Source organism: Roseivivax halotolerans (genome assembly GCF_900115815.1).
GTDB classification, from domain to species: Bacteria; Pseudomonadota; Alphaproteobacteria; order Rhodobacterales; family Rhodobacteraceae; genus Roseivivax; species Roseivivax halotolerans.
Window position 1 is genome coordinate 86,953 of the sequence record NZ_FOXV01000007.1, and the last position, 25,636, is coordinate 112,588.

Annotated in this window: 25 protein-coding genes; 11 read left to right on the plus strand and 14 right to left on the minus strand. The window is 64.3% G+C overall.

What is annotated here, in order from left to right; genetic code table 11:
- The 4 genes from lptA to BM171_RS11130 all read left to right on the plus strand — a co-directional run bounded on the left by lptA (position 1) and on the right by BM171_RS11130 (position 2,597).
- Positions 1-507 (plus strand): lipopolysaccharide transport periplasmic protein LptA, encoded by a 507-nt coding sequence (lptA, locus tag BM171_RS11115; RefSeq protein WP_093011982.1) that lies wholly within the window; start codon positions 1-3, stop codon positions 505-507.
- 1 nt (position 508) lies between these two features.
- Positions 509-1,267 (plus strand): LPS export ABC transporter ATP-binding protein, encoded by a 759-nt coding sequence (lptB, locus tag BM171_RS11120; protein ID WP_093011983.1) that lies wholly within the window; start codon positions 509-511, stop codon positions 1,265-1,267.
- Positions 1,268-1,505: 238 nt separating this feature from the next.
- Positions 1,506-2,072 carry a ribosome hibernation-promoting factor, HPF/YfiA family gene (gene hpf / locus BM171_RS11125; RefSeq protein ID WP_093011984.1) on the plus strand — a complete coding sequence of 189 codons (567 nt, stop codon included), beginning with the start codon at positions 1,506-1,508 and terminating at the stop codon, positions 2,070-2,072.
- Positions 2,073-2,132: 60 nt separating this feature from the next.
- Positions 2,133-2,597 carry a PTS sugar transporter subunit IIA gene (locus BM171_RS11130; protein WP_093011985.1) on the plus strand — a complete coding sequence of 155 codons (465 nt, stop codon included), beginning with the start codon at positions 2,133-2,135 and terminating at the stop codon, positions 2,595-2,597.
- Positions 2,598-2,607: 10 nt separating this feature from the next.
- Here BM171_RS11130 and BM171_RS11135 read toward each other — a convergent pair whose 3' ends face one another.
- The 8 genes from BM171_RS11135 to cysQ form a co-directional block, all read right to left on the minus strand.
- Positions 2,608-4,029, minus strand: a complete 1,422-nt coding sequence (locus tag BM171_RS11135) for a sulfotransferase family 2 domain-containing protein (RefSeq protein ID WP_093011986.1) — start codon at positions 4,027-4,029, stop codon at positions 2,608-2,610.
- Positions 4,030-4,035: 6 nt separating this feature from the next.
- On the minus strand, positions 4,036-5,736 hold the full coding sequence (locus BM171_RS11140) for a DUF5927 domain-containing protein (protein ID WP_093011987.1): 1,701 nt from the start codon (positions 5,734-5,736) through the stop codon (positions 4,036-4,038).
- Positions 5,733-6,722, minus strand: coding sequence for a glycosyltransferase family 2 protein (locus BM171_RS11145; protein ID WP_175497539.1), 990 nt, complete (start codon positions 6,720-6,722; stop codon positions 5,733-5,735). Before BM171_RS11145 ends, BM171_RS11140 begins: the two co-directional genes overlap by 4 nt.
- A gap of 82 nt (positions 6,723-6,804) precedes the next feature.
- Positions 6,805-8,031: a glycosyltransferase family 4 protein gene (locus BM171_RS11150; protein ID WP_093011993.1), complete on the minus strand. Its 1,227-nt coding sequence runs from the start codon at positions 8,029-8,031 to the stop codon at positions 6,805-6,807.
- Complete coding sequence (galE, locus tag BM171_RS11155; RefSeq protein ID WP_093011995.1) at positions 7,991-8,977, minus strand: UDP-glucose 4-epimerase GalE; 987 nt, start codon at positions 8,975-8,977, stop codon at positions 7,991-7,993. Before galE ends, BM171_RS11150 begins: the two co-directional genes overlap by 41 nt.
- Positions 8,978-8,983: 6 nt before the next feature.
- On the minus strand, positions 8,984-9,874 hold the full coding sequence (gene galU, locus BM171_RS11160) for a UTP--glucose-1-phosphate uridylyltransferase GalU (protein WP_093011998.1): 891 nt from the start codon (positions 9,872-9,874) through the stop codon (positions 8,984-8,986).
- A gap of 78 nt (positions 9,875-9,952) precedes the next feature.
- Positions 9,953-11,182 (minus strand): glycosyltransferase family 2 protein, encoded by a 1,230-nt coding sequence (locus BM171_RS11165; RefSeq protein ID WP_093012001.1) that lies wholly within the window; start codon positions 11,180-11,182, stop codon positions 9,953-9,955.
- A gap of 4 nt (positions 11,183-11,186) precedes the next feature.
- Complete coding sequence (cysQ, locus tag BM171_RS11170) at positions 11,187-12,008, minus strand: 3'(2'),5'-bisphosphate nucleotidase CysQ (protein ID WP_425438945.1); 822 nt, start codon at positions 12,006-12,008, stop codon at positions 11,187-11,189.
- 98 nt (positions 12,009-12,106) lie between these two features.
- On the opposite strand from cysQ, the gene BM171_RS11175 reads away from it, so the two are divergent.
- Together BM171_RS11175 and BM171_RS11180 are read left to right on the plus strand one after the other, a co-directional pair.
- Complete coding sequence (locus BM171_RS11175) at positions 12,107-12,937, plus strand: ABC transporter permease (protein WP_093012007.1); 831 nt, start codon at positions 12,107-12,109, stop codon at positions 12,935-12,937.
- The gene (locus tag BM171_RS11180; protein WP_245760239.1) at positions 12,934-13,521 is read left to right on the plus strand and encodes a COG3650 family protein; all 588 of its coding nucleotides are present in this window, start codon (positions 12,934-12,936) and stop codon (positions 13,519-13,521) included. The genes BM171_RS11175 and BM171_RS11180 overlap by 4 nt, the downstream gene beginning before the upstream one ends.
- Here the strand turns inward: BM171_RS11180 and BM171_RS11185 are convergent.
- Entirely contained in the window at positions 13,518-14,120 is a 603-nt protein-coding gene (locus tag BM171_RS11185) for an alpha-ketoglutarate-dependent dioxygenase AlkB family protein (protein WP_093012010.1), read from the minus strand. The genes BM171_RS11180 and BM171_RS11185 overlap by 4 nt on opposite strands.
- 231 nt (positions 14,121-14,351) lie before the next feature.
- Between BM171_RS11185 and dnaK the strand changes: the two genes are divergently transcribed.
- From dnaK to BM171_RS11205, 4 genes are all read left to right on the plus strand, one after another.
- Complete coding sequence (gene dnaK, locus BM171_RS11190) at positions 14,352-16,268, plus strand: molecular chaperone DnaK (RefSeq protein WP_093012012.1); 1,917 nt, start codon at positions 14,352-14,354, stop codon at positions 16,266-16,268.
- A gap of 85 nt (positions 16,269-16,353) precedes the next feature.
- Entirely contained in the window at positions 16,354-17,505 is a 1,152-nt protein-coding gene (gene dnaJ, locus BM171_RS11195) for a molecular chaperone DnaJ (protein ID WP_093012015.1), read from the plus strand.
- Between the two features lie 136 nt (positions 17,506-17,641).
- Positions 17,642-19,666: an NADPH-dependent 2,4-dienoyl-CoA reductase gene (locus BM171_RS11200; RefSeq protein WP_093012018.1), complete on the plus strand. Its 2,025-nt coding sequence runs from the start codon at positions 17,642-17,644 to the stop codon at positions 19,664-19,666.
- A 145-nt stretch (positions 19,667-19,811) separates the two neighbouring features.
- Positions 19,812-21,161 (plus strand): aminotransferase class III-fold pyridoxal phosphate-dependent enzyme, encoded by a 1,350-nt coding sequence (locus BM171_RS11205; RefSeq protein ID WP_093012021.1) that lies wholly within the window; start codon positions 19,812-19,814, stop codon positions 21,159-21,161.
- 2 nt (positions 21,162-21,163) lie between these two features.
- Here the strand turns inward: BM171_RS11205 and def (BM171_RS11210) are convergent, their stop codons facing one another.
- From def (BM171_RS11210) to def (BM171_RS11220), 3 genes are read right to left on the minus strand one after another with little or no spacing between them, the layout of a single operon-like run.
- Positions 21,164-21,658 (minus strand): peptide deformylase, encoded by a 495-nt coding sequence (gene def / locus BM171_RS11210; RefSeq protein WP_093012024.1) that lies wholly within the window; start codon positions 21,656-21,658, stop codon positions 21,164-21,166.
- Entirely contained in the window at positions 21,655-22,149 is a 495-nt protein-coding gene (def, locus tag BM171_RS11215) for a peptide deformylase (protein ID WP_093012027.1), read from the minus strand. Before def (BM171_RS11215) ends, def (BM171_RS11210) begins: the two co-directional genes overlap by 4 nt.
- Positions 22,146-22,667, minus strand: a complete 522-nt coding sequence (gene def / locus BM171_RS11220; RefSeq protein WP_093012030.1) for a peptide deformylase — start codon at positions 22,665-22,667, stop codon at positions 22,146-22,148. The genes def (BM171_RS11215) and def (BM171_RS11220) overlap by 4 nt, the downstream gene beginning before the upstream one ends.
- A gap of 126 nt (positions 22,668-22,793) precedes the next feature.
- On the opposite strand from def (BM171_RS11220), the gene BM171_RS11225 reads away from it, so the two are divergent.
- Positions 22,794-23,966, plus strand: a complete 1,173-nt coding sequence (locus BM171_RS11225) for a MalY/PatB family protein (protein ID WP_093012033.1) — start codon at positions 22,794-22,796, stop codon at positions 23,964-23,966.
- A 6-nt stretch (positions 23,967-23,972) separates the two neighbouring features.
- Here the strand turns inward: BM171_RS11225 and BM171_RS11230 are convergent, their stop codons facing one another.
- The gene (locus tag BM171_RS11230; protein ID WP_093012036.1) at positions 23,973-24,881 is read right to left on the minus strand and encodes a substrate-binding periplasmic protein; all 909 of its coding nucleotides are present in this window, start codon (positions 24,879-24,881) and stop codon (positions 23,973-23,975) included.
- Positions 24,882-24,884: 3 nt separating this feature from the next.
- On the minus strand, positions 24,885-25,565 hold the full coding sequence (gene pedF, locus BM171_RS11235) for a cytochrome c-550 PedF (protein ID WP_093012039.1): 681 nt from the start codon (positions 25,563-25,565) through the stop codon (positions 24,885-24,887).
- Positions 25,566-25,636: the final 71 nt, after the last annotated feature.

Below are 25,636 nucleotides of genomic sequence, written 5' to 3' on the forward strand. Positions count from 1 at the left end.
ATGGTGATGACCCGAACTCTGGCCCTCTTGGGGTGCCTCATTCCATTCGCGGCCTTCGGACAGGGCGCGGAAGTGGCGTTCGGGACCATGCAGCAAGACAGCTCGCTGCCAGTCGAGGTCAGTGCGGACCAGCTTTCGGTCAATCAGTCGAGCGGCACTGCGATCTATACCGGCAATGTCGTGATCGGGCAGGGCGATATGCGTCTCGCCGCGCCGCGGGTTCTGGTGGTCTACGCTGAAGGCGCAGGCCAGATCGACCGTCTCGAAGCGACGGGCGGTGTGACGCTCGTCTCTGGTGAGGAGGCGGCAGAGGCCGACCGCGCCGATTACAATGTCGCCGACGGGACGGTCGTCATGGTTGGCAACGTGCTGTTGACGCAAGGCGAGAATGCGCTGACCTCGGACCGCATGGTCGTGAACCTCGACGATGGCACGGCGCAGATGGACGGGCGCGTGCGGACCGTCTTCCAACCTGACGAGGAAGCGCCGCAAGGCGAGGGCCAATAGGGTGTCCCGTCCCGAGCTGAACGTCACCGAAGGTCAGGCCGGCCTGACGGTTTCGCATCTTCGCAAGAGCTACAAGAAGCGCGTGGTGATCCGCGATGTCTCGATGTCGCTCAAGCGCGGGGAGGTCGTGGCGCTGCTCGGTCCGAACGGCTCGGGCAAGACGACCAGTTTCTACGCCATCGCCGGGCTGGTGAACCCCGAGGGCGGCTCGGTGATGATCGACGGGATCGATGCGACCTATCTGCCGATGTATCGACGCGCCCGGCTCGGTATCGGCTACCTGCCTCAGGAAATGTCGATCTTTCGCGGCCTCTCGGTCGAGGACAACATCTCGGCCATTCTCGAGATCGCGGTCGATGACCACTCCCGGCGGCGCGAGCGTCTCGAAGACCTGCTGTCCGAGTTTTCGATCGAACATCTGCGCCGTGCGCCCGCGCTTGCGCTCTCGGGTGGTGAGCGGCGCCGGGTGGAGATTGCGCGCTGTCTCGCTGCGGATCCCAAGTACCTTCTTCTCGACGAGCCGTTCGCGGGGGTCGATCCGATCAGTGTCGGCGATATCCGGGCCCTTGTCGCGGATCTCAAGACACGGGGCCTCGGTGTTCTCATCACCGACCACAACGTGCGCGAAACGCTCGAGATCGTGGATCGCGCCTACATCCTGCACGATGGACAGGTCCTGATGTCGGGCTCGCCCGACGAGGTTGTTCGCAACGAGAATGTGCGCCGCGTCTATCTCGGCGACAGCTTCAAGATCGGCTGATCGAACGCCCAGCGAAAACGCGCCGGATTCGATTGACAGCCCCCCCGGCTCTGCCCTCAAATAGTCTCATGATGCCGCGCGCCTTCGCAGTTTCGAACCAGAGGACCCTTGCCGAAGGGAGTGCCGCTCACAAGCCGCCGCGCCGGCATCATGTTCCGGCATTTGCCCCGTTCGTTTCCTAGAGATCGATCGCAATCGACCGGACGGGTCGTGCCTCCCATAAGAAGGACAACACCTCATGCGCTACCAGATTTCCGGAAAACAAATCGACATCGGTGCAGCTCTGCAGACCCATGTTCAGACCGAACTGGGCAATGTGGTCGAAAAGTATGCCGGTCGCCCCACCGACGCGATGGTGGTGTTTTCCAAGTCCGGCCATGAGCATGTCTGCGAAGCCACAGTCCACCTGTCTACCGGGCTGACCTGCACGGCCAAGGGGAAAGCCCCTGAAATATATGGATCTTTCGACGCTACGATCGAGAAGATGGACAAGCAGCTGCGTCGCTACAAGCGCCGCCTGAAGGATCACCACAAGGAACGGACGACCCCGGTTGAACTCATTGGCGCTTCTTCGTATATCCTCGCCGGATCAGAAGACGCCGACGACACCGCTGAGCCTGACTCGCTTCAGCCGATCATCGTCGCCGAAATGGAAACCAAGATTCCTTCGCTCTCCGTGGGTGAGGCGGTCATGCAGATGGAACTCGCAGGCGCACCGGTGCTCGTGTTCCGGAACGACAAGAAAGACGGTGTTAACGTTGTATACCGCAGAGACGACGGGAATATCGGCTGGATCGACCCGTGACACGGTACTACGGCAGATCACCTGAAGCGATCTAACGTCTGAGCAGAAAAGTCGAGATACATGAAATTCGTCGATCTCCTGGTCCCGCAGGCGGTGAAAGTGTTCAGCGCGTCATCGAGCAAGAAACGCGTCATGCACGATCTCGCCGACGTGGTCGAAAGCGCTTATGACCTGCCGGCCTCCGGCGTGGTCGAGGCGCTGATCGAGCGCGAAAGCCTTGGCTGCACGGGCGTTGGCCACGGCGTCGCGCTGCCGCATGCGCGCCTCGACGGCATCAATGAGGTCAAAGGCGCGTTCCTGCTTCTCGAAAAGCCCGTCGACTTCAACGCGATCGACCGGCAGCCGGTCGACGTGATCTTCGGTCTTTTTGCACCGGAAGATGCAGGGGTCGAGCATCTGAAGGCGCTGGCGCTTGTCAGCCGGACGTTGCGTAATCCGGCCTTCTGCGACAAGCTCCGGGCAAATCCCGATCCGGCGAAGCTCTATACCATCCTGACCGAGGCGCAGTCCGTCCAAGCCGCGTGAGCGCGGCCGGTCAGCCCCAATCCGAAAAACCGAACATCGTATAGTCGCGGGAATAGGCGTCCTGCGCCAGTTCCTCGAGCGTATCGTCATAGATCTGCGCGAGGCCGAACGGGGCATCCGTGGCCTGCGCCACCGGGTCGGGCGGCGCCGTATGCCCAACCTGCATCGCCAAAGCTGGCAGGAAGACACTCATTTCTTCCTCGCGCACGACTATGTCCGGAAAGGTGAAATCCGCCATTCCGACAAGCGTCTGGCTTTGGCTCGCCCAATGTCCGTCGACGCGGATCGGGGTCTGGCCGGAGAGGTTCGCCTTGCAGAAGCGCAGGAAGCCGGTGAAGGCCTCGCGGTGATCCTCAAGCGTATAGGCGGACTGGTCGTCCTTCAGCGGAAGATCGTAGGCCTTGATGAGATGCGCGCGGATCTTGCCGAATGATCCGGGGCCCGTAGCGAGGATCTTGCTGCAGAAGGCGTCATGTGCGCGGGCCAGCGGATGGCGGATCACGGTGAAGCTGCGGTGGCCGGGCCGTTCGCGCTTCCATTGGCGCAGGCTGTTCTGGCTGAACTTGGTGAGAAGCGCGTCTTCCGCGACCGAGTCGAGCCGCGCCAGCCAATGCAGGACGCTCGCCTCGGGGCCCGAGCGGATCGGCATGTAGAGGAGGGCCGAGTTTGCAGCCGCCACGTAGCTCGGCACAAGCGGTCCCCGGCGCGGCTCGAAGTTCGGCGTGCGGGCGAGGTTGAATCCGTCGAGCCGGATGAGCGCCTCTTCCATCTCCTTGAAGTTCGCCACCTTCTCGGAGAGCGGCTTGGGGTTTTGAACCTTCAGCGACCGGTCCAGCGCCTCGAGCCGGTCGGGCACACCGAGCCAGGCGGCCAGACCGTTCATCACGTCCAGATCCTGCAGATCTTCGTAGGCGAGGTAGAAGGCCGTCTGCCCCGCCTTCTGGAGCGCGTTCAGGATCGTCGTCTGGAAGCCCTGCAATTCGGCCAAATGTCGCTCGAACTCGTCGGGTTTGAAGATCGCTTTCTCTTCCACGCGCCTGCGGACATTGGTCAGTTTCCATTGACCCGTCTGCTGCGCGATCTTCCAGCTGACATAGGACTCGACCGGATTGCGGGTCAGCACGATCTTCGCGCAGCGCGGATCTGCCAGGATCGCGTCCAGCACGCGCGGATCATGGTCGTGGAAATAGCGGAAACCGCCCATGCCCTGTGTCGCCCTGCGGATCTGCTGCAAGAGCCGCTCGGGCTTCCGGTCACGCTCGTCACGGGTGATGCCGAGGATCTCTTCGGAATTGGGATAGCCGATGAAATGCGGATTGAACGCCTCGCCGTGGCAGGTGATCGCGGGCAAGGCGTTCAGGTTCGTCTCGAGAAAGTTGGATCCGGTCCGCATCTCCGCGAACACCACGAAATAGTCGAAACGTTCGCTCATCGGGACCTATTTCTTCACCAGGTAGGGTTTGCGCTGCGGCCTCTGGCCGTGTCGCGGCGCGGGATCGACCGGGAAGTCGCCCATCAGGTAGGGGTGCATCCCGTGGTTCTTGAGGTTCTGCAGGAACTGGCCGAAGCCGGTCAGATCCTCGAGCCGCGGCGCCTCTGTCAGCCGGCGTGACGGGCGCTGGCCGATCTCGTCGATGATGAGCTGCAACGGCTCCATCGGGGCCTCGATGAACTCCGCCATGGTCCAGATGCGGATACGCGCCTTGGCGTCGGGAGAGCGCAGCTCGTCCAGCATCTTCGCCTCGATCTTCTGCAGCGCCGCCGCCTCCTGCCGCAGATCCGCGAAGTCGCGGTTCGACTTGAAGAGCGGCACTGCCCAGGCGCCGGAGATCACCGAGAATTGCGCGTTGGGATCGCGCGAGATCTGCCAGTTGATCTTGGTATTGTCGGCGGGCCCGTACTGAAAGCACTGTCGCTCGCCGCGTGTGTTCCAGATCAGGTTCGTCAGAAAGGCGCGGGGGTTGTAGTCCCGCAGCGCGGCACTGTCGGAAAGCGCCCCGTTCAGGATCCTCTGACCGCCTGCGAACTCCGCACGCTCTGGCGCGAAGAGATGCCCGTGAACCTGGGCGCCGGTGGCCTTGGTAAGCCAAGGCTCGAAGCCCTGGAACAGCTCGGCGAAGCCCTGGAAGACGGAGTATTTGCCGGCGGTCACGCCATTCTCCCAGCCCATGTTGGGATAGCGCGATTGCATGTAGAGACCGGCGCGCCCCCGCGTCCGGCGGTCCACGGCGCGGGCGAAGATGCGGTCGATCTTGCCGGGGTTGGGTTCCATGCGGTTTTTCTGGCGGGCCGCATCGGTCAGGAAGGCGTCGTAGATCCGTTCCGCATGGGGCCAGATCTTGCGGGCGACGAAGCAATCCGACCGCCGCAGAAGCTGGAGGTGATCGTCGTAGAAAATATGCGGTTTGCCCTGGAAATCGAATTTCGACAGCGTCAGGGACCGGCTCTCGATATTGGTCGAGTAGAGCCGCGCGAGCGTCTGGAAATAGGACTCGTCCGGAATCCAGACGGAGCGGAAATACGCATCGTACTTCGGGCGCTTGGGGTCTTGCAGGATCGCTGTCAGCGTCTGGCGCGTGAGGCACCACCATTGGCTGCCCATGTGCGGCACGATACCTGCAGGGATACGGCGGCGGTAGCCGACCGCGCGCTGCAATTCCACGAACCGGTCGAAGAGATAGCGCTGCCTCCGCCAGGAAAACGGAAAGCGCATGGTGAAGCGCTCCTCATCGAGCCCGCCGACCGTCCAGGGCACATCCGCCGTTGTCGCGCTCTCGATGAAATCGGTCCGGGGCCGCTCTGCAAGATAGGCGATCAGCTCCTCGACGGGACGCAGCGGCAGGCAGGACCCCGAAGCGAGATAGACATGGCGCACGTCGGGATGGGCCGCGAGCATCATCTCGCTGGCATCCTGGCTGGCCTGCACGAGCGCCCAACTGCCCCATTCGCATCGATACCGGCGCGAGAAGCGGATCATCGGATCGATCTCGAGCGCGTCCCGGAACGTTTCGTAAGCGGCTTTCGGCACCTTGCTGTCGACATGGATGACCACGGGGCAGCCCGCGGCGGTCCAGTGGCGGGCGACCTGCTCGGCGCGCCCGAGCGCGGTATGGACCAGCATCACGATCCCGACGCTCATGCCCAGTTGCCCTTGGACATGAGGCCCAGAATCTCGAGTTGGCGCCAGTTGATGTATTTCTCGGACCACTTGCACCAGAGGTCGGGGTTATCCTTCAGCCCCTCGGCATAGGCGATATATTCCTTGGAGCCGCCGTAATGCTGCCGGCGGTCCAGCTCTTCTTCGGCCTTCACCGAGAACGTGTCGAGGAACTTCGTGTGCAGAAGAACCCCGCTCGCCTTCTCGCCGCCCCACTCGTCGTAGACGAGGTTCAGGCCGCGCGGCAGCAGGTTGTGGGTGGAACTGACATACGCGTAGCGCCGGTTCCACTTGACCAGCGGGACCTTGTTGAGCGCGGGTGCGCGCGCGGGCTCCTCGGTGAAGAACATGCGCGCGCGGGGGCCGCCCTGTATCCACAGGTTTCCGAAGCGAGGGTTCTTCGAGATCGTGTAATTGCCCGCGTCGAACCAAGACGCGATCTCGAGCGGATCCTGGCCGGGGCTGTAGGGCGCGGCGTCGATACGGCCCTTGGGATACATGTCGAGAAGCATCGCCCCGAAGGACTTGATCGAAGAGGCATCGAGCCAATCTGTCAGCGCCCGGATCGGACGCGTGTCACAGAACGGGTAGAGAAACAGCTCATCGGGATCGACCGTCAGGCACCAGTGGTCGTGCCCGTATTTCATCTGCAGCCAGTTCATCCAGTCGACGCCGAAGCGCGCGCGCTTGTAGCTGGCACGCGTCGTCCAGACCGAAACATCCGGCTGCCGCGCGAGGTAGTCGAGCGAGCCGTCGGTGGAATCGTTGTCGACGATCAGGAAGTGATCGACCCCCATTTCCCTGTAATACTTCAGGAAATAGGGCAGACGCACACCTTCGTTGCGCTGCGTGGAGAACAGCAGGATATCGGAGCTGCGGATCTGGTCGGTCCGGTTCGAGATCGCGCGAAGGTTCCGGCGTTTGCGGAAAGCGCGGATGCGCCAGCGCCGACGCTGCAATCTCAGCATATATGATCGCCAGACGCCCAACCTGCGCTCTGCCCCGCTTTCCCCTCAAAGGCGGCATGCCGCCCGGTTCTTGTTCCGGCTATCAGACGTGGCTTAAGACGGTCTTGAAATGCGCATCCCAGCCGGGCGGAGCCCATTCCGCCGACTGGCTGTCACGATCGTCCTGCCGCGCGAGCCGCATTATATGTTCGCGCCAAAGATAACCGTCTGCCACATCTGCGTAAATGCCCTTGTCGCCGAGCACTTCGCGCGTGACGGGCAGATCGTTGCAGAGGGCCGGAACTCCGAGCGCGGCTGCCTCGAGAGGCGGCAACCCGTAGCCTTCTGCGAGCGAGGGAAAGACGAGGCCCCGCGAAGCCGCGAGAAGCGCGAAGACCTCGGGATCGTCAAGTCCTGGCAGCTCGTGGATGTGGGGCGGTGCGGCGTCGAGACGGGCAAAGACCCTCTCGTTCCTCCAGCCGCGTGATCCGAGGATCAAGAGATGCGGCGCGTCCGCGCCGTGTTCGGCCACGAGGCGCTCCCAGAGGTCCAGCAGAAACCCGTGGTTCTTGCGCGGCTCGATCGTGCCGAGGGCGACGAAGCAGGGTGCGCGTGACCAGGGCCCTATGGGTGGTGTCCCGAGCGGAGGCTGCGACACGCCGAGATGCGCCGCGATGACACCGTCGCGCCGTCCGCTGTGGCGGGCGATATCGGCGGCGGTCGCGCGAGAGTTGGCGATGATCGTATCTGCCTCTGCCGCAACGCGGTCGAACAGCATCTGGAAACGGGTGACGCTCCCCTCCCGCTGCATTTCCGGCAGATCGAGCGGGATCGTGTCGTGGATCATTACCCCGATGCGAAGACCGGGCACCGCGCGAAGCCCGGACAGCGTGTCCCGGCCGAGATTTGTGTGCCCGACATTGATGTAGCTTGTCCCTTCTGGCAGGTGCCGCCGCAGCATCGTGCCAAGCTTGCGCGGCCGCGCGCGCCCCACCGCATCTCGCCTCAGATCGCTTTCCATGCCTGCGCGGGCGGGATCGCCGCGGCGCGCGAGACGCGAAAAGAAGGTGGGCCTGCCGATCTCGCCGGCCCCGAGCCGGGACGCGAAGGCGCGGCAGCCGACATGGTCGATCAGAAGATAGCCGAGCGCTGTTCGGACCAGTCCGAAGAGCGGCTCGTTACGATGCGAAAGGTGCTCCAGATAAGCCCGCTCGACCCGGTCGACCCCCGTCGCCTGCCGCCCGGCGCGGCTGACAAGGCGCGTCAGGTCGAGACAGCGCGCTGGCGACTCAGCGCGCGTAATGGCCGTGCTGCTGCCAGCGCCAGGCATCTTCGATCATCCGGGGCATGGTGGAGCGGTCGGGCGTCCAGCCGAGCTCGCGCGCCGCGCGGTCCGAGCCCGAGACCAGCTTGGTCGCATCGCCTGCGCGGCGGGGGCCTTCGGTCATCGGCACCTCGCGGTTGGTCACGCTGCGCGATGCGTCGACCACCTCGCGGACCGAGAAGCCCGTCCCGGTCCCGAGATTGAACAGCGCGCTTTTATTGCCGTCTTCGAGCCATTTGAGGCCGAGGACGTGGGCATCCACGAGATCCGAGACATGCACGTAATCGCGGATGCAGGTGCCATCGGGCGTGTCGTAGTCGGTACCGTGAATGGTGAGCGCCGGACGCTTGCCCTGGATCGCCTCGAGCATGACGGGAATGAGATGTGTCTCCGGGCGGTGATGCTCTCCGATCTCGCCTTCGGGGTCGGCGCCGGCCACGTTGAAATAGCGGAAGATCACCGAGCGCAGACCATGCGCGGCCTCGAAATCGCCGAGCATATCCTCGATCGCGCGCTTCGATTTGCCATAGGCGTTGAGCGGCTCTTGAGGCGTCGTCTCGTCGAGGACGACATTGTCGTGCTCGCCATAGGTCGCGCAGGTCGATGAAAAGACGATCTGGTCGCAGCCATGCGCGACCATCGCCTCGAAGAGGTTGAGCGCGCCCATCACGTTGGTGCGCCAGTAGAGGCCCGGATTCTCCATTGCCTCGCCCACGAGCGACAGCGCGGCGAAATGCAGGACCGCCTCGGGCCGATGCATCTCGAAGGCCGCATCGAGACTGGCGCGGTCGAGCAGGTCGCCCTCGGCCAGCGGGCCGAACTTCACCGCGTCGCGCCAGCCTGTTGCGAAATTGTCGAAGGTCACCGGAGTATACCCGGCGCGGGCAAGCGCCTTGCAGGCGTGACTGCCGATATAGCCCGCGCCGCCGGTGACAAGGACCGTGCCTGACACGTCGCGCTACCCCGCGGCCTTGTCTTGCGCGACAACCTCGTGGAGGAAGGCGCGCAAATCGTCCCGCAGATCCGGGCGGCTAAGCCCGAAGGCGACGGTCGCCTGAAGGAAGCCCGATTTCGAGCCGCAATCGAAGCGCTCGCCCTCGAAGCAGAGACCGTGGACGCCTTCGCCGTCGATCTCCTGCGCGATGGCGTCGGTGAGTTGCACCTCACCGCCGGCGCCCGACTTCATCTTGTTGAGGTTCTTCAGAACCTGCGGCGTGAGGATGTAGCGGCCGATCACGGCAAGGTTCGACGGCGCCTTGTCGGCATCGGGCTTCTCGACCATGCCCTTGACCTTCACCAGCGGGTCTGCGCCCCGATCGGCGTCGAGGATACCATAGGCCGAGGTCTTCTCCTGCGGGACTTCCATCGCCGCGACCATGTTGCCGCCAGTCTCCGCATAGGCTTCGACCATCTGCTGCAGACACGGTTTCTCGGCGGCGATGACGTCATCCGGCAGCATGACGGCGAAGGGCTCGTCCCCGATCAGACGGCGCGCGCACCACACGGCGTGACCGAGGCCGAGCGCCTTGTGCTGGCGGGTATAGGCGATCTCGCCCGATTCCATGTTGGTCGATTTCAGGATTTCGAGAAGCTCGTCCTTGCCCTTCTTCTTCAGCTCCTGCTCGAGCTGAGGGGCGTGGTCGAAGTAATCCTCGAGAGCGCCCTTGCCGCGCGACGTGATGAAGATGAATTCCTTGATCCCCGCCGCACGCGCCTCGTCGATGGCGTATTGTACGAGCGGACGGTCCACGAGGGTCATGATCTCCTTCGGGACCGACTTCGTCGCTGGAAGGAACCGCGTTCCCATCCCCGCGACCGGAAAGATCGCCTTGGATACCTTTTTCTTCATGACCTCTGTCCTCTGTAAATTCTTTCAATAGTGCCGCATCTCGGTGCCTGCCGCGTGGCGGCTTTCCAGCACAAAATCTCAAACATTACGGAATTTCGAGAGTCGTCGTCCCTCGAGCGCGATTCTTCGCTTCAGTGTGGCTAACCGGAAGAGCGGGCCGCTGCGTTCCGCCCGGCCATATTGTCCGCCGATCTGCCGCCAGATGCCGTCCTCGCCGAAGCGCAGCGTATGATAGAGCGCGGTCGGACTGAGCGACAGGACGGTCGCCGTCTCGCCGGCGATCACAGCGGCGCGGGCCTCGTCTTCGAGTCGCTGCCGCACCCAGCTTCGTCCGGCATGGATGCGGTGCTTCGCACCGGGTCTCGCGGTGAAGGGGCGAAAGCCCTCGGAGGCCGCGGGCAGGGCGGACATGCGGGGGAGATCGCGTCCCGCGCCTTCCGCGATGCCCGCATCAAGGCTTCGCATGATGCGGAACACGTCACCGGCATCGAGCGGCCCGTCCCGCATCGCCCGCAGGAGGCGGGCTTTCTGCTCTGCCCGAAACCGCGCCAGCGCGCGCTTGTGCTCGTCTGGGGCGACGTGCTTGCGCAGAAACACCATCTTCGAGGCCCCGATCTGGTGCAGATCGCGCGGCGTCCGGTCGGCCGCGCGGCGGGCGCTCTCGGCGACGCCGTGATGCACGCGCGCCATCGGGGCGAGCGCGGTGGCATGATCGCGCGCGGCAAGGCGCAGATTCAGATCGGTCTCGTCGAGATAGAACCTGAAGGCCGGATCGAAGCCGCCCATCTCCGCCAGAAGAGAGCGGCGCACGGCCATGTTCGTGCCTTCGGTCTTGATCGCGCGGCCCTCCTGGGGATGCAGTGTGACGGGCTCTTCGCCCTCCAGAGACAGCGCGCAGCGCTCACCCGACGCATCGACGGAGCCAGCCCCCCACTGCAACGAGAAGCCGTTCCGTCCGATCACGTACCCGCCGACAGCCGCGACCTCCTCGTGCTCGAAAGGCGCGGTGAGCCGGGACAGCCAGGAGGGTTCCGGCACCGCGTCATCGTCGATGAAAGCGACGATCTCGCCGGCGGCCGCCGCGATGCCGCGATTGCGCGCTGCGGAGATATTGTCCTGATCGTAGGCAACAAGCTTGATTTCGTCCGCTTTGGGATGCGCGCGGACCGCCTCGCAGCCGGCGGGGCAGGCCACGACGACCACCTCGAAGGGACGGTGGTCGAGCTGCGCGATCCCGGTCAGGCAGCGTGCCAGCCAGCGCGGTCGCGCGCGGCTGACGACGACGACGCTGACCGGAACGGGCTCCATCGGCTCAGCCGTCCTTCAGCGTCACGCCGGGTGCGTGGGCAAGAAAGAACGGGTTGGCGAAGCCCGGTTTGCCATAGGTGAGCGGCGTGTGGTCGTCGAACCGAACGACGCGTCCGCCCGCGCCTGCCAGAACCGCTTGGCCCGCGGCGGTGTCCCATTCCATCGTGCGCCCGAGCCGCGGATAGAAATCCGCCTCACCCGTCGCCACAAGGCAGAATTTCAGCGATGAGCCCGCAGACCGCGAATCCTTTACGTCGTACTTGCCGATATATTCGTTGGTGGCCGCGTCCCGGTGCGATTTCGATGCAACGACCATCAATGCGGAATTGTCCGGCTCGGAGACATGGATCGGCTTGGTTGAGCCTGCCTCGTCGCTATCGAAGGGACCTTCCTCCTCGACCGCGCCGCCCACGCTGTCGGTATAGAACATCCGCTCCCGCGCCGGGGCGTAGACGATCCCCCGCGTCGGCAGGCCGTTTTCCACGAGCGCGATATTCACGGTGAAGTCGCCGCGACGGTTGATGAACTCCTTGGTTCCGTCGAGCGGATCGACGATGAGGAACGTGCTCACCTCCTGGCGGTGGCTGTCGGCTTGCTCCTCGGTGACGAGCGGAATGTCGGGGAAGGCAGCGCGCAGCCCGGCGGAGATAAGGGCATCGGCGGCCTCGTCCGCCTCTGTCACCGGGCTGGAATCGGACTTCGTTTTCACAGCAAAATCGTCGGCGTTGTAGATCTCCATGATCTTTTCACCGGCTTCGAGCGCGAGACGCCGCATGACCTTCGTCAATTCGGAATAATTCAAACTATTGCCTTTCCCGGGGCACATTTCCCGCGTTCATTGATTTGAAATCGCCCCGACCTTATGATCCGCCGTGCAAGCGCGGGCAAGCACGAGGGGCCCGCCACAGAGGCAAAGCAGGCCCGATGTTCGAAAAAGTCCAACCGCGCAGCAAGACGGCCGGTGCAATCCAGATCGCGGAGCTGATTTTTCACAACGCGGTTCGCTCCGTGCGCTCGGGCCACGCGAACGCGATCCTCGCTGTGGTGATGAACATGGCACAGGCGGTGATTTTCACGCTGGCCTTCTATTTCATGTTCCAGCTTCTGGGAATGAGGGGCTCGCCTATCCGGGGCGACTACCTCATCTTCATCATGTCCGGCGTCTTTCTTTACATGACGCATATCAAGACGATCGGCGCGGTGAAGAGCGCGGGCAACGCGCTCGGCCCGATGATGCAGCACGCGCCGATGAACACCGCGATCACCATTCTCTCCGCGATGCTGTCCACGCTCTATATCCAGACATTGTCGCTGATCGCGATCCTGTTCGTGTACGATGTTGTCGTCGCGCCGGGGGCTCTGGCTTCGATTCACGATCCGATCGGCGCCTACGGAATGCTGCTGCTCGCCTGGATGTCAGGTGCTGCGATCGGCCTCGTTTTCATGGCCCTCACGCCGTGGGCGCCGACGCCGATGGGTATCATCTCTACCGTCTACACACGGGCGAACATGATCGCGTCCGGCAAGATGTTCGCGGCCAACATGCTCACGCCGTCGATGCTGGCGATGTTCGACTGGAACCCGCTCTTTCATGCCATCGACCAGGCGCGCGGTTTCGCCTTTCTGAACTACTGGCCGCGCAACTCGTCGATCACGTATCCGGTCTGGGTCATCATCACCCTGGTGATGATCGGCCTCATGCTCGAATTCTACACGCGGCGACGGATCTCCGTCTCCTGGGGCGCACGGCGATGAGGGGGCTTGGCCTGCTCGCGCTGCTTATGGCCGGACCGCTGGCCGCGCAGGATTTGCCGGCGCTTTACGATGTCTCGGACGTGGCGGATTACGACGTTCTGAACGTGCGCGTCGCCCCCGATGCGAGCGCCGAGATGATCGGCGAGCTTGCCCCTGATGCGACCGGGATCGAGGTCACCGCTGCGGAGGACGGCTGGGGCCGGGTCAACGTGAACGGCCAATCGGGCTGGGCATCGCTCTCGTTCCTGACCCGCGCTGCAGATCAGTGGCCTGACGGTCAACCTGCCCCTGAGAGCTGTTTCGGAACGGAACCGTTCTGGACGCTTTCCTTCGACGGCCCGGACATGACGTTCGAGCAGATCGACGCCGCAGAACAAAATGGCCTCGTGACCCACCGCGCGCGATCGGTGAACCGCACCGACCGCTTCCTCATCGCGGGCGATTTGGAGGGCGCGCATGTGACAGCGACCCTCTCTCGACAAAGCTGTAGCGACGGAATGTCCGACCAGCTCTTCGGATTGTCCTCCGAGATCGTCATCGGCGGGACGCTCTATTCCGGCTGCTGCACGATGCAGAGCCGCTAGGTCACGACGCGCAGGGTCAGATTGATCCGGCCGCCCTGCGGCAGAAGACTGGAAGAGCCGTGCCGGATCCGGTCGATCCCGTGATAGCGCAGCCGCGCCTCCCCGCCCATCACCGCAACGTCGCCTGAACGGAGCCAGATCGACTCGGTCTTGCCGCCGCGCGTGTCGTTGCCGACACGGAAAAGCGCCTCGTCGCCGAGCGAGATCGAAACGACAGGCTCCGAGAAATCGATCTCGTCGCGGTCCTGGTGCAGACCCATCTTCGCTCCGTCACCGTACCAGTTGATGAGACAGCATTCGGGCGCGCGTGCCGATCCCGAGACCGCATTCCAGATCTCGAGAACGTCGTCCGGAATTTCGGGCCAGGGCATTCCGTCCGGATGCCGTTCCTCGTAGCGGTAGCCTTTGCGGTCCGTCACCCAGCCGAAGCGCCCCGCCGCCGACATCGCGACGGACATACGCTTGCCGCGCGGAGTAACGGGATGAAACAGGGGCGCTTGCCGCAAACAGCCGCGCAGGCTCTCTACCAGCGCCTCTTGTCGAGCGCGGTCGAGAAAGCCGTGATGCACCCGGACACCTCTGAGGAGAACCTCGGTCATATGCAGAGCCTGCCCGTCCTGCGCGCCGAAGAAAACAGCGCTCGGAGAAGACGAAGCAAATTGCCGGGATTCTTTGCGTCCGTGGCGCTTGCAGCCCCAAAACGCCCTTCTTATATACCCCACGACCGCGTGATCGGGTGTCCCGGTCCGCAACAGCCATCCGGGCACGGAATGCCATAAAGGGTCCGCGCCCCGGAGTATCGCCTTGAATTGAAGAAGGGATCGAAAATCATGGGTAAAGTGATCGGTATCGACCTCGGCACCACCAACTCCTGCGTCGCCATCATGGATGGCAGCCAGTCCCGAGTGATCGAGAACGCTGAAGGCGCACGCACGACGCCGTCCATCGTGGCATTCACCGACGACGAGCGTCTCGTCGGCCAGCCGGCCAAGCGCCAGGCAGTGACCAACCCCGAGAACACGATCTTTGGCGTGAAGCGCCTTGTCGGCCGCCGGTTCGACGACGCGGATCTTGCCAAGGACAAGAAGAACATGCCGTACGATATCATCGACGGCGGCAACGGAGACGCATGGGTCTCCGCCAAGGGTGACAAGTATTCGCCCTCGCAGATTTCCGCCTTCATCCTGCAGAAGATGAAGGAAACCGCCGAGAGCTATCTCGGTGAAGAGGTCACGCAGGCGGTCATCACCGTCCCGGCCTATTTCAACGACCAGCAGCGTCAGGCCACGAAGGATGCCGGCAAGATCGCGGGCCTCGAGGTCCTTCGCATCATCAACGAGCCGACCGCGGCGGCGCTGGCCTATGGCCTCGACAAGAAAGAGACCAAGACGATCGCGGTCTACGACCTCGGCGGCGGCACGTTCGACGTGACCATCCTCGAGATCGACGACGGCCTCTTCGAAGTGAAGTCCACCAACGGCGACACGTTCCTCGGCGGTGAAGACTTCGACATGCGGATCGTCAATTACCTCGCCGACGAGTTCAAGAAAGAGAACCAGGTCGACCTGACGCAGGACAAGATGGCGCTCCAGCGCCTCAAGGAAGCGGCCGAAAAGGCGAAGATCGAGCTGTCGAGCGCAAGCCAGACCGAGATCAACCAGCCGTTCATCTCGATGGGCTCCAACGGCTCGCCGCTGCACATGGTGATGAAGCTGACCCGCGCGAAGCTCGAAAGCCTCGTGGGCGATCTCATCAAGGCGTCGATCAAGCCGTGCCAGGCCGCTCTCAAGGACGCAGGTCTCTCGACCGACGATATCGACGAGATTGTCCTCGTTGGCGGTCAGACCCGGATGCCGAAAGTGGTCGAGGAAGTGACCAAGTTCTTCGGCAAGGAGCCGCATAAGGGCGTGAACCCCGACGAGGTCGTCGCGATGGGCGCCGCCATTCAGGCGGGTGTCCTGCAGGGCGACGTGAAGGACGTGGTCCTTCTGGACGTCACGCCCCTGTCGCTCGGCATCGAGACGCTGGGCGGTGTCTTCACCCGCCTCATCGACCGCAACACCACGATCCCGACGAAGAAGAGCCAGATCTTCTCAACCGCAGAGGACAACCAGTCCGCGGTGACGATCCGGGTTTTCCAGGGTGAGCGCGAGATGGCCTCCGACAACAAGATGCTCGGCCAGTTCAACCTCGAGGAGATCCCGCCCGCACCGCGCGGCATGCCCCAGATCGAGGTGACCTTCGACATTGACGCCAACGGCATCGTCTCCGTCGGCGCGAAGGACAAGGGCACCAACAAGGAGCAGAAGATCACCATCCAGGCCTCCGGCGGTCTGTCCGACGAGGACATCGACAAGATGGTCAAGGACGCCGAGGAGAACGCGGATGCCGACAAGAAGCGCCGCGAACTCGTCGAAGCCCGGAACCAGGCGGAAAGCCTGATCCACGCCACCGAGAAATCGGTCGAGGAGCATGGCGACAAGGTCGATCCGTCCACCGTCGAGGCGATCGAGCTTGCGGTTGCCGCGCTCAAGGACGAGCTTGAGAACGACGATGCCGAGAAGATCAAGTCCGGCATCCAGAACGTGACCGAGGCGTCGATGAAGCTTGGCGAGGCGATCTACAAGTCGCAAGCCGACAGCTCCGACGGCGATGACGGCTCCGAAAGCGGCGGCGGCAACAGCTCGGACGACGATGTCGTCGATGCCGATTTCGAAGATCTCGGCGAAGATCGGAAGCAGGGCTGAGCCCGGTGCGAAACGCCTGAGAGAGGGCCGGTCCGGATGCCGGGCCGGCCCTCTCCGCGTTTTGCCATGCGCGAAGGAGGCTTAGATGTCCAAACGCGATTATTACGATGTGCTCGGCATCTCCAAGGGCGCGTCGGCTGACGAGATCAAGAAGGCTTATCGCCAGAAGGCGAAGGAGCTGCACCCCGACCGCAACGCCGACAACCCCAACGCCGAGACCCAGTTCAAGGAAGCCAACGAGGCTTACGATGTTCTGAAGGACGCCGAGAAGAAGGCGGCTTATGACCGCTTCGGCCATGCGGCCTTCGAAGGCGGCATGGGCGGCGGAGGCGGCGGCCGTCCCGGCGGCGGTTTCCACGGTCAGGGCGACTTCGCCTCGGCATTCTCGGACGTGTTCGACGATCTCTTCGGCGATTTCATGGGCGGCGGCCGGGGTGGTCGCAGCCGGGCGGCGCGCGGCGCGGATCTGCGCTACAATCTGCGGATCACGCTCGAAGAGGCGTTCCAAGGCCTGCACAAGACCATCCAGGTGCCGACGGCAGTGCAATGCGGCTCGTGCAATGGCACCGGCGCCGAGGGCGGTGCCGAGCCGACGACCTGTCCGACCTGCTCCGGCATGGGCAAGGTGCGCGCAACGCAAGGCTTCTTTACGGTTGAGCGGACCTGCCCCACCTGTTCGGGTCTTGGCCAGACGGTCAAGAACCCCTGTGGCACCTGCCACGGCGCGGGCCGTGTCGAAAAGGAGCGTGCGCTGTCGGTGAACATCCCCAAGGGTGTCGAAACCGGGACGCGTATCCGTCTTGCCGGAGAGGGGGAAGCCGGGATGCGCGGCGGGCCTCCGGGAGATCTCTATATATTCGTGGAGGTCACCAGCCATCCGATCTTTGACCGTGACGGCGTGAACCTGCAATGCCGGGTGCCGGTCTCGATGACGGCGGCCGCCCTTGGCGGCGACATCGAGGTGCCGACGATCGACGGCGGGCGCAGCCGGGTTAAGATCCCCGCGGGCTCGCAATCGGGCCGGCAGATGCGCCTCCGCGGCAAGGGCATGCCGGCGCTTCGCGGCGGCGGATCGGGTGACATGTTCATCGAGCTTGCGGTCGAAACGCCCGTCAACCTGACCTCGAAGCAGAAGGAGCTTCTGCGCGAGTTCGAGGAGATGAGCGAAGACAACAACCCCGAATCGAAGAGCTTCTTCCGTTCGGTGAAGAGCTTCTGGGACAGCATGAAGAGCTGACAATCGCGAGGACGCCTGACCGGGCGGAGGAGCAGCTCCTCGAGTCCGGTCGGGCTCTCCTCGCGCTCTGACGCGACGTTGGGCATGACAGCCCAGCGCCCGTCATGTGAACTCCTGCGCGAACAGGGAGGCCCACATGACCGATTATCCGCATCTCCTCGCCCCGCTCGATCTGGGCTTCACCACGCTGCGCAACCGTGTGCTCATGGGGTCCATGCACACCAACCTCGAAGAGAGGGGCGACTGGAACCGCGTCGCTGAATTCTACGCAGCGCGCGCCCGCGGCGGGGCTGGTCTCATGGTTACCGGCGGCATGGCCCCGAACGAGGAAGGCGGTGTCTTCCCCGGCGCGGCTGGCCTCTTCTCGCCGCAGGACATCGACAATCACCGCTTGGTCACGGACCGTGTCCACGAGGCGGGCGGCAAGATCGCCATGCAGGTTCTGCATGCGGGCCGCTATGCCTACGGGCCGAAATGTGTCGCACCTTCCGCGATCAAATCCCCGATCTCGCCCTTCGCGCCGACCGAGCTCGACGAGGCCGGGATCGAGAAACAGATTGCCGACATCGTCACCTCCGCTGCTCGCGCGCGCGAAGCCGGATATGACGGCGTCGAGATCATGGGCTCCGAGGGATACTTCCTGAACCAGTTCCTCGTCACGCACACCAACAAGCGCGAGGATCGTTGGGGCGGCTCCTACGAGAACCGGATGCGCCTGCCGCTCGAGGTCGTGCGCCGCGTTCGTGAAGCCGTCGGGCCCGATTTCATCCTGATCTACCGTCTTTCGATGATCGACCTCGTGCCAAATGGCTCGACCTACGACGAGGTCGTCGAACTGGCAAAACGAGTCGAAGCGGCGGGCGTGACGATCATCAACACCGGCATCGGCTGGCACGAGGCGCGGGTGCCCACCATCGCGACCTCGGTGCCGCGCGCCGCCTTCGCCTGGGTCACGAAGAAGCTGATGGGTCAGGTCTCGATCCCGCTCATCACATCCAATCGGATCAACACGCCGGACGTCGCCGAAGAGGTGCTCGCCACGGGCTGCGCCGACATGGTTTCGATGGCGCGGCCCTGGCTCGCCGACGCGGAGTTCGTGACCAAGGCCGCCTCCGGCCGGACGCGCGAGATCGCACCCTGCATCGCCTGCAACCAGGCCTGCCTCGATCACACCTTTCAGGGCAAGGTTTCGTCCTGCCTCGTGAACCCGCGCGCCGCCTTCGAGACCGAGATCGTCATCGAGCCCGCCGCGGCGCCGCGTCGCATCGCGGTCGTTGGCGCCGGACCCGCCGGTCTCTCGGCGGCGATCACCGCGGCGGAGCGTGGGCATCAGGTGACGCTCTTCGACAAGGCAGAAGAGCTTGGCGGCCAGCTCAACATGGCGAAGGTCATCCCCGGCAAAGAGGAGTTCCGCGGTCTCGTCGACTGGTTCGCGCACATGGTCGAGATCCGCGGTATCGAGACCCGCCTCGGCACCGAGGCGACTTCCGAGACGCTTGCCGGCTTCGACGACGTGATCGTCGCCACGGGTGTTCTGCCGCGTGATCCGGGCATTCCCGGCCAGGAGGGCGAGAACGTTCTCGGCTATGTCGACGTCCTGCGCGGCAAGGCCCCGGTCGGTGCCCGCGTGGCCGTGATCGGCGCGGGCGGTATCGGCTTCGACGTCTCCGAATTCCTCGTCACCGATGACAGCGCCACCGAAAGCCTGCCCGACTGGATGCGCGAATGGGGCGTCGTCGATACATCCGAAGCGCGCTCGGGCCTTGATCCGGACGGGCCGAACCCGCACCCGGCGGTGCGGCAGGTCACGCTTCTTCAGCGCAAATCCGAAAAGCCCGGCAAGCGGCTCGGCAAGACCACCGGCTGGATTCACCGGGCCGGGCTCCAGATGAAGGCGGTCGAGATGAAAGCGGGCGTCAATTACGAGAAGATCGACGCCGAGGGGCTGCACATCTCTTATGGCGAGGCGCGCGAGCGGCCCGAGGTGATCGCCTGCGACAGCATCGTGCTCTGCGCGGGGCAGGTGAGCGAGCGCAGTCTGGCCGATGCGTTGGAGGCGAAGGGTGTGAGCGTTCACGTGATCGGCGGCGCGGACGTCGCGGCCGAACTCGACGCCAAGCGCGCCATCGATCAGGGCGTGCGTCTTGCCGCGACACTCTGAGCGACGCGCCTGCGGCAAGGCTCGGCCATTTCGGTATTTTTGCCAACCCAAAGACAGGGTCCGCGCGCCTGCCTGCAGGAATCGCTTTCGGGGAGCGCGAGGCCGCGCTAGGATTTGATCAAATCCTGTGCGGAGGCGCGGTCCCATGAAAGACGACAATTTCCTCAAAGAAGAAAACGCCCGGCATCTCTGGCATCCGATGGGTCATCCGGGCGCGTTGCGCGAGACCCCGCCGCGGATCATCCGCTCGGCGCAAGGCGTCTCGATCACCGATCAGGAGGGGCACAGCGCGGTCGACGCGGTGGGCGGTCTCTGGTGCGTGAACCTTGGCTATTCCAACCAGAAGGTTAAGGACGCGATTGCGGCCCAGCTTCAGGATCTGCCCTATTATTCAGCTTTTGCCGGCACCACGAATCCCTCCGCGATCGAGGCAAGCCATGCGGTCTGCGAGTTCTTCGCCGAAGACGGCATGGCGCGGGCCTTCTTCACCTCGGGCGGGTCGGATTCGGTCGACACCGCGCTTCGGCTCGCGCGCCAATACCATCGCCTGAACGGCGCGCCGCAGCGCACCAAGTTCCTGTCGCTCAAGAAGGGGTATCATGGCACCCATTGGGGCGGCGCCTCGGTCAACGGCAACAACCGTTTCCGCATCGGCTACGAGCCGCTTCTGCCGGGCTGCTTCCATCTGCCGTCGCCCTACACCTACCGCAACCCCTTCGACGAGACCGACCCTGCGACGCTCGCCCAGAAGATCGCCGCGGCGATGGAGGACGAGATCGCCTTTCAGGGTGCGGAGACCATCGCGGCCTTCATCATGGAGCCGATCCAGGGCGCGGGCGGCGTTATCGTGCCCGACGCCTCCTTCATGAAACTCATGCGCGAGATCTGCGACCGGCACGGCATCCTCCTGATCTCGGACGAGGTCATCACCGGCTTCGGACGTACCGGGCATTGGTCGGGCGCGCGGCACTGGGGCGTGAAGCCCGACATGATGACCACGGCCAAGGGCATTACTTCGGGGTATTACCCGGTGGGCGCGACGCTCGTTTCGGACAAGGTCGCAGAGGTTTTCGAAGGCGCGGGTGCGGAAGGTGCGATCTGGCACGGCTACACCTATTCAGCACATCCCGTCGGCGCGGCAGCGGTCGTGGCGACGCTGGAAGAGACGCTGCGGCTCGATCTTGCAAGCAATGCGGCCGCACGCGGCGATCAGCTTTTCAAGGGGCTGCAAGCACTGGCCGAGCGTCACGAGATCATTGGCGATATACGCGGCGGCCATGGCCTGATGGCCGGGTTGGAGATCGTGTCGGATCGCGGGTCGAAGACGGCCATGGACGCTGCCGGCATGGCGCGTATCCATGCGGCGACCTACGAGGCGGGCGCGATGGTGCGGCTGGGGATGCACAACATCCTGATGTCGCCGCCTCTCGTCATTACCGAGGCCGAGATCGACACGATCCTGACCGCGCTCGACACGGGCCTGGCCGCCGCCTGAGTTCAGCCGCGCTTTCGGGCGCGGCGGATCAGCATGTCCCGCTTGGTCTTCGACAGGTGATCGAAGTACATCCGCCCGTTCAGGTGGTCGATCTGGTGCTGCACCGAAGTCGCCCAGAGACCCACGAGGTCGCGCTCCTCGGTCTCTCCGTCCGCGTTCAGGAACCGCACTGTCACGGCGCGCGGGCGGGCGATGACAGCCGAGACGCCGGGCAGACAGGGGCTCGCCTCGTCATGCTCGCGCGGCTGGATGCTGGCATGGAGGACCTCGGGATTGGCCATGCGGATCGCCTGGCCCCGCGCCTCGGAGGCATCCACGACCGCCAGCCGCAGCATCACGCCAATCTGGGGCGCGGCAAGGCCGACGCCGGGCATCGCCTCCATCGTGGCGATCATGTCGTCCCAATGCGCGCGTACCGTGTCAGTGATCTCCGCCACCGGCTCGGCCGCGGTACGAAGCCGCTTGTCGGGCCAGCGCAGGATCGTCCGGATGCTCATTGAGCGGTATAGATCGACAGGATGTCGGCGCGCACGGCCTCGTCCACGCGATCGAGTGTCACGAGACCGTCGAGATGATCGATCTCATGCTGCGCGATCAGGGCCTCGGCGCCGGTCAGCTCCTCCTCGATCCGCTCGCCCGCGGCACTGGTATACGCCAGCCGGATCGTGGTGGGGCGGGTGACCGGCACGGACACGCCCGGGATCGAAAGGCAGCCTTCCTTGACTTCGCCGGTCTCGTCCGAGCGCCAGGTGATCTCGGGATCGATGCAGGCGCGCGGCGTCATCTCGCCGTCCTTCCAGCCCGAATCCATCACGAAGACGCGCTGCATCACGCCTACCTGCGGCGCGGCGAGCCCGCGTCCGGGCGCGTCATACATCGTCTCAAAAAGATCACGGATCAGCTCTTCCGTCACGCCCTCCGCGCCGACCGGCTCGCAAGGGGTCGAGAGCCGCGGATCGGGCCAGATCAGGATCGGCAGAAGGCTCACGCGCGGGCCTTCTCTCGCTTCAGCTTCTGCATCTTGCGAGTGATCATCTGCCGCTTCATCGGCCCGAGATAATCGATGAATAGCTTGCCGTTGAGGTGATCGATCTCGTGCTGCACGCAGGTCGCCCACAGCCCGTCGAACGTGTCTTCCTGCAACCGGCCGTCGCGATCGAGCCAAGTCACGGTCACCTCGGAGGGCCGTTCGACATCGGCGTATTGATCGGGGATCGACAGGCAGCCTTCCTCGTAGATGTTCCGCTCGTCCGAAGCGGCCTTCACTTCGGGATTGAACATCACGGTCGGCCGCGGATCGGCATCTTCGTTCTTCTCGCAGTCGAGAACGATCAGCCGCGACATCACGCCGACCTGTGGCGCAGCGAGCCCGATACCGGGCGCGTCGTACATCGTCTCGAGCATATCGTCCGCAAGCCGGCGCAGATCGTCCGACAGATCGGAGACCGGATCGCAGACCTTCTTGAGGCGCGGGTCGGGGTGAAGAATGATGGGTCGCTTGGCCATGCGCGCGATTTAAGCATCTCGCCGCCGGGGCGCAACTGAAAGGGCGCTTTGGCTGACCGGCGCTTTCGACTTGCCGCCCGCGCTCTATCTGGCAGTCTTCGCGCGACCAACTTGCGAAGGGCTGTCATGAGTTTCGACGACATCATCGACCGTGTGGGTACGGGCTGCATGAAATGGGATGGCATGGAGGGCATCTACGGCGTTCCAGCCGATGACGGGCTCGCCATGTGGGTCGCGGACATGGATTTCGCGGCGCCGCAAGTGGTGCAGGACCGGCTGAAAGAGCTGATCGCGCACGGCGTCTACGGCTATCCCGGCCCGGATGGCGCATACCGCGACGCCATTACATGGTGGATGCGCGAACGCCACGGCTGGCAGGTTTCGCCCGACTGGATCTTCTCGACCCACGGGCTCGTCAACGGCACCGCCATGTGCGTCGAGACCTGGACCGAGCCGGGCGATGGCATCGTGCTCTTCACACCCGTCTACCACGCCTTCGCAAAGGTCATCCGCGCGGGCGGCCGCGAGGTCGTGGAATGCCCGCTCACCCTGACGGATGGGCGCTACGAAATGGATTTCGACGCCTATGACGCTCAGATGACCGGGCGCGAAAAGATGGTCGTTCTCTGCTCGCCGCACAACCCCGGCGGGCGCTGCTGGAGTGAAGCCGAGCTGAAAGGCGTCGCGGACTTCGCGAGGCGGCACGATCTGATCCTCGTCTCCGACGAGATCCACATGGATCTCGTGATGCCCGGCCAGACCCACAAGGTCTTCGACACGATCGACCACGGCATCCGCGACCGCCTGATGATGATGACCGCGGCGACCAAGACCTTCAACATCGCGGGCGCGCATATCGGCAACGTCATCATTCCAGATCCCGACCTGCGCCGCGCTTTCGCGGGAAAGATGGCCGCGCTCGGCATGTCGCCGGGTCTCATGGGGCGCGAGATGGTGACGGCAGCCTATTCGCCCGAGGGAGCGGCCTGGGTCGACGACCTTTGCGCCTATCTCGACGGCAACCGGAAGATCTTCGACGCGGCGATCGCGGACATTCCGGGCCTTGCGTCGATGCCACTCGAGGCGACGTATCTGTCCTGGGTGGATTTCTCTGGCACCGGCATGGCGCCCGGCGAGTTCCGCAAGCGCGTCGAACAGGATGCCTTGATCGCCGTGAACCACGGGGAGACCTTCGGGACGGGCGGCGAAAGCTTTCTGCGGTTCAACATCGCAACGCCGCGCGCGCGTATCGAAGAGGCCGCGACGCGCCTGCGCGCGGCCTTCTCCGATCTGCAATAGCGCGGACTACCACTCCGGCGGCTGATGCGTCAGTCCGTAGCTCTCGAAGATCGCGGCGATGCGTCCGTCCGCGAGCGCGGCGTTGATCGCGTCATCGACCTCGTAATAGAGCGGCTTCCACGCGAAATGCACGGCAAGGCCGATCTTCCAGCGTGACTTGGCGAAGCCCGCGAGTGGCGGCTCGTGCAGCCCGATGCCCTCGTCCGCGCCGTATTCCAACTGCGCGCGCGGGCCCATAGCCGCCATGGTCTCGCCCTCGCGCAGCGCCTCCATGCCAAGCGCAAGCGAGGGATAGCGGCGGATACCGCCCTGAAGCTGGCCGCCCGCGAAGTTCGACAGATAGAAATCCGAGATCGAATCGTTCTCGACCGCGACCGTATCGAAGCGGAAATAGGCCGGGACGGGTTTTTCGTCGGGATAGCTCTCCGCGTCATAGGCGATGGCGATGGATTCCTCGCCATAGATCCCGCCGAAGCTGACCTGCTCGATCCGGCAGGCGAAGGAGGGATCGAAGGGTACGCGCATCATCACATTGGACACCGCGCCGCCGACGATCGGCCCTTTCCAGATGTGGTTCCGCAGATCTGCATCGAGGTTCTCTCCCGCGGTCACGAAAGAAAAACGTGGCTCGACACCGATGGCCTCGGCGATGAGGCGCGCGATCTCCACGTCGACACCTCGCGCCTTCCCGCCCTCTTCCCAGGAATAGGGCGGATAATCCTCATAGAGCGCGAAGGTCATGAATCCGCGCTCGCGGATCTCGTCGACGCTCTGGCCGATAATGTCCCGCGCGGTGTTCTGCGGTTTCGGCTGCGGCGTGTAATCGGCGCAGGGGTCGGCTGCGCGCACGGGCGCGGCGGCAAGCCCGAAAGCCGCCGCCGCTCCGATAATCAGACCCCGAAGGACCTGTCTCATGGGTCAGTTCGCTGCCGAAAGGCCGATGGTCAGCGTCTCGGCCGCCCTGTCCTGGGTCTCGCCGGCGGCGAGCTGGTTGGCCGCGCGATAGGCAATGGAATCGGCCACCGGAGCGCCGGACATGGTCTCGATCTCACCGGCGATCTCCGCAAGGCGGGCCTGCACGGCGTCGGCATCGGCATTTCCGGCCTCCAGCTCGTCACGGATCGAGGCGAGCTCGTCGTTGAAGCCCTCCATCGTCGCGCCATCGGGGCGCGTCTCGATATAGGTGCGGATCGCCCAGGCGGCCTCCTGGCCCAGAAGCTCGCCAAAGGCGGGCATCTTGGTCGTTCCGTTCTGGGTGTAGCCGTGGATGAAGCGCTCCATATACCATTCGTCGCCGTATTCCTCGGCCTCGAGGAAGCGCAGATCGGGGGCGAGCCCGCCCGAGATCACCTCGAGACCGTGACAGCGCGCACAGTTCTGATTGTAGCCCGACGCACCGATACGAACCGCCTCGGCCCAGACCTCTTCGCCGGCGGCTTCCGCGCGGTAGGGGTTCTCCGTCAGCCATTCTTCGCCGAGTTCGGGCAGGTTGCCCGTGTCGACAGGTTGCGGGGCGACATCGCCGTGGGCCAGCGCGAAGCTCGCGCCTGCGATGATCGCGGCGGCGCTCGCGAGGCTTTGAATCGTGGTGCGGTTCATTGGGTCCCTCCCTTGGACGCAATCGGATGGATTGGCTTGACCTCTTTCATAGGCAGGGGGACCGGGACCGA

Bases quoted from the DNA above. Each gene is read 5' to 3' on its own strand.
- lptA (WP_093011982.1), top strand. From the start codon at position 1: ATGGTGATGACCCGAACTCTGGCCCTCTTGGGGTGCCTCATTCCATTC.
- hpf (WP_093011984.1), top strand. From the start codon at position 1,506: ATGCGCTACCAGATTTCCGGAAAACAAATCGACATCGGTGCAGCTCTG.
- BM171_RS11130 (WP_093011985.1), top strand. From the start codon at position 2,133: ATGAAATTCGTCGATCTCCTGGTCCCGCAGGCGGTGAAAGTGTTCAGC.
- BM171_RS11135 (WP_093011986.1), bottom strand. From the start codon at position 4,029: ATGAGCGAACGTTTCGACTATTTCGTGGTGTTCGCGGAGATGCGGACC.
- BM171_RS11140 (WP_093011987.1), bottom strand. From the start codon at position 5,736: ATGAGCGTCGGGATCGTGATGCTGGTCCATACCGCGCTCGGGCGCGCC.
- BM171_RS11145 (WP_175497539.1), bottom strand. From the start codon at position 6,722: ATGCTGAGATTGCAGCGTCGGCGCTGGCGCATCCGCGCTTTCCGCAAA.
- BM171_RS11150 (WP_093011993.1), bottom strand. From the start codon at position 8,031: ATGCCTGGCGCTGGCAGCAGCACGGCCATTACGCGCGCTGAGTCGCCA.
- galU (WP_093011998.1), bottom strand. From the start codon at position 9,874: ATGAAGAAAAAGGTATCCAAGGCGATCTTTCCGGTCGCGGGGATGGGA.
- BM171_RS11165 (WP_093012001.1), bottom strand. From the start codon at position 11,182: ATGGAGCCCGTTCCGGTCAGCGTCGTCGTCGTCAGCCGCGCGCGACCG.
- cysQ (WP_425438945.1), bottom strand. From the start codon at position 12,008: ATGTGCCCCGGGAAAGGCAATAGTTTGAATTATTCCGAATTGACGAAG.
- BM171_RS11175 (WP_093012007.1), top strand. From the start codon at position 12,107: ATGTTCGAAAAAGTCCAACCGCGCAGCAAGACGGCCGGTGCAATCCAG.
- BM171_RS11180 (WP_245760239.1), top strand. From the start codon at position 12,934: ATGAGGGGGCTTGGCCTGCTCGCGCTGCTTATGGCCGGACCGCTGGCC.
- BM171_RS11185 (WP_093012010.1), bottom strand. From the start codon at position 14,120: ATGACCGAGGTTCTCCTCAGAGGTGTCCGGGTGCATCACGGCTTTCTC.
- dnaK (WP_093012012.1), top strand. From the start codon at position 14,352: ATGGGTAAAGTGATCGGTATCGACCTCGGCACCACCAACTCCTGCGTC.
- dnaJ (WP_093012015.1), top strand. From the start codon at position 16,354: ATGTCCAAACGCGATTATTACGATGTGCTCGGCATCTCCAAGGGCGCG.
- BM171_RS11200 (WP_093012018.1), top strand. From the start codon at position 17,642: ATGACCGATTATCCGCATCTCCTCGCCCCGCTCGATCTGGGCTTCACC.
- BM171_RS11205 (WP_093012021.1), top strand. From the start codon at position 19,812: ATGAAAGACGACAATTTCCTCAAAGAAGAAAACGCCCGGCATCTCTGG.
- def (WP_093012024.1), bottom strand. From the start codon at position 21,658: ATGAGCATCCGGACGATCCTGCGCTGGCCCGACAAGCGGCTTCGTACC.
- def (WP_093012030.1), bottom strand. From the start codon at position 22,667: ATGGCCAAGCGACCCATCATTCTTCACCCCGACCCGCGCCTCAAGAAG.
- BM171_RS11225 (WP_093012033.1), top strand. From the start codon at position 22,794: ATGAGTTTCGACGACATCATCGACCGTGTGGGTACGGGCTGCATGAAA.
- BM171_RS11230 (WP_093012036.1), bottom strand. From the start codon at position 24,881: ATGAGACAGGTCCTTCGGGGTCTGATTATCGGAGCGGCGGCGGCTTTC.
- pedF (WP_093012039.1), bottom strand. From the start codon at position 25,565: ATGAACCGCACCACGATTCAAAGCCTCGCGAGCGCCGCCGCGATCATC.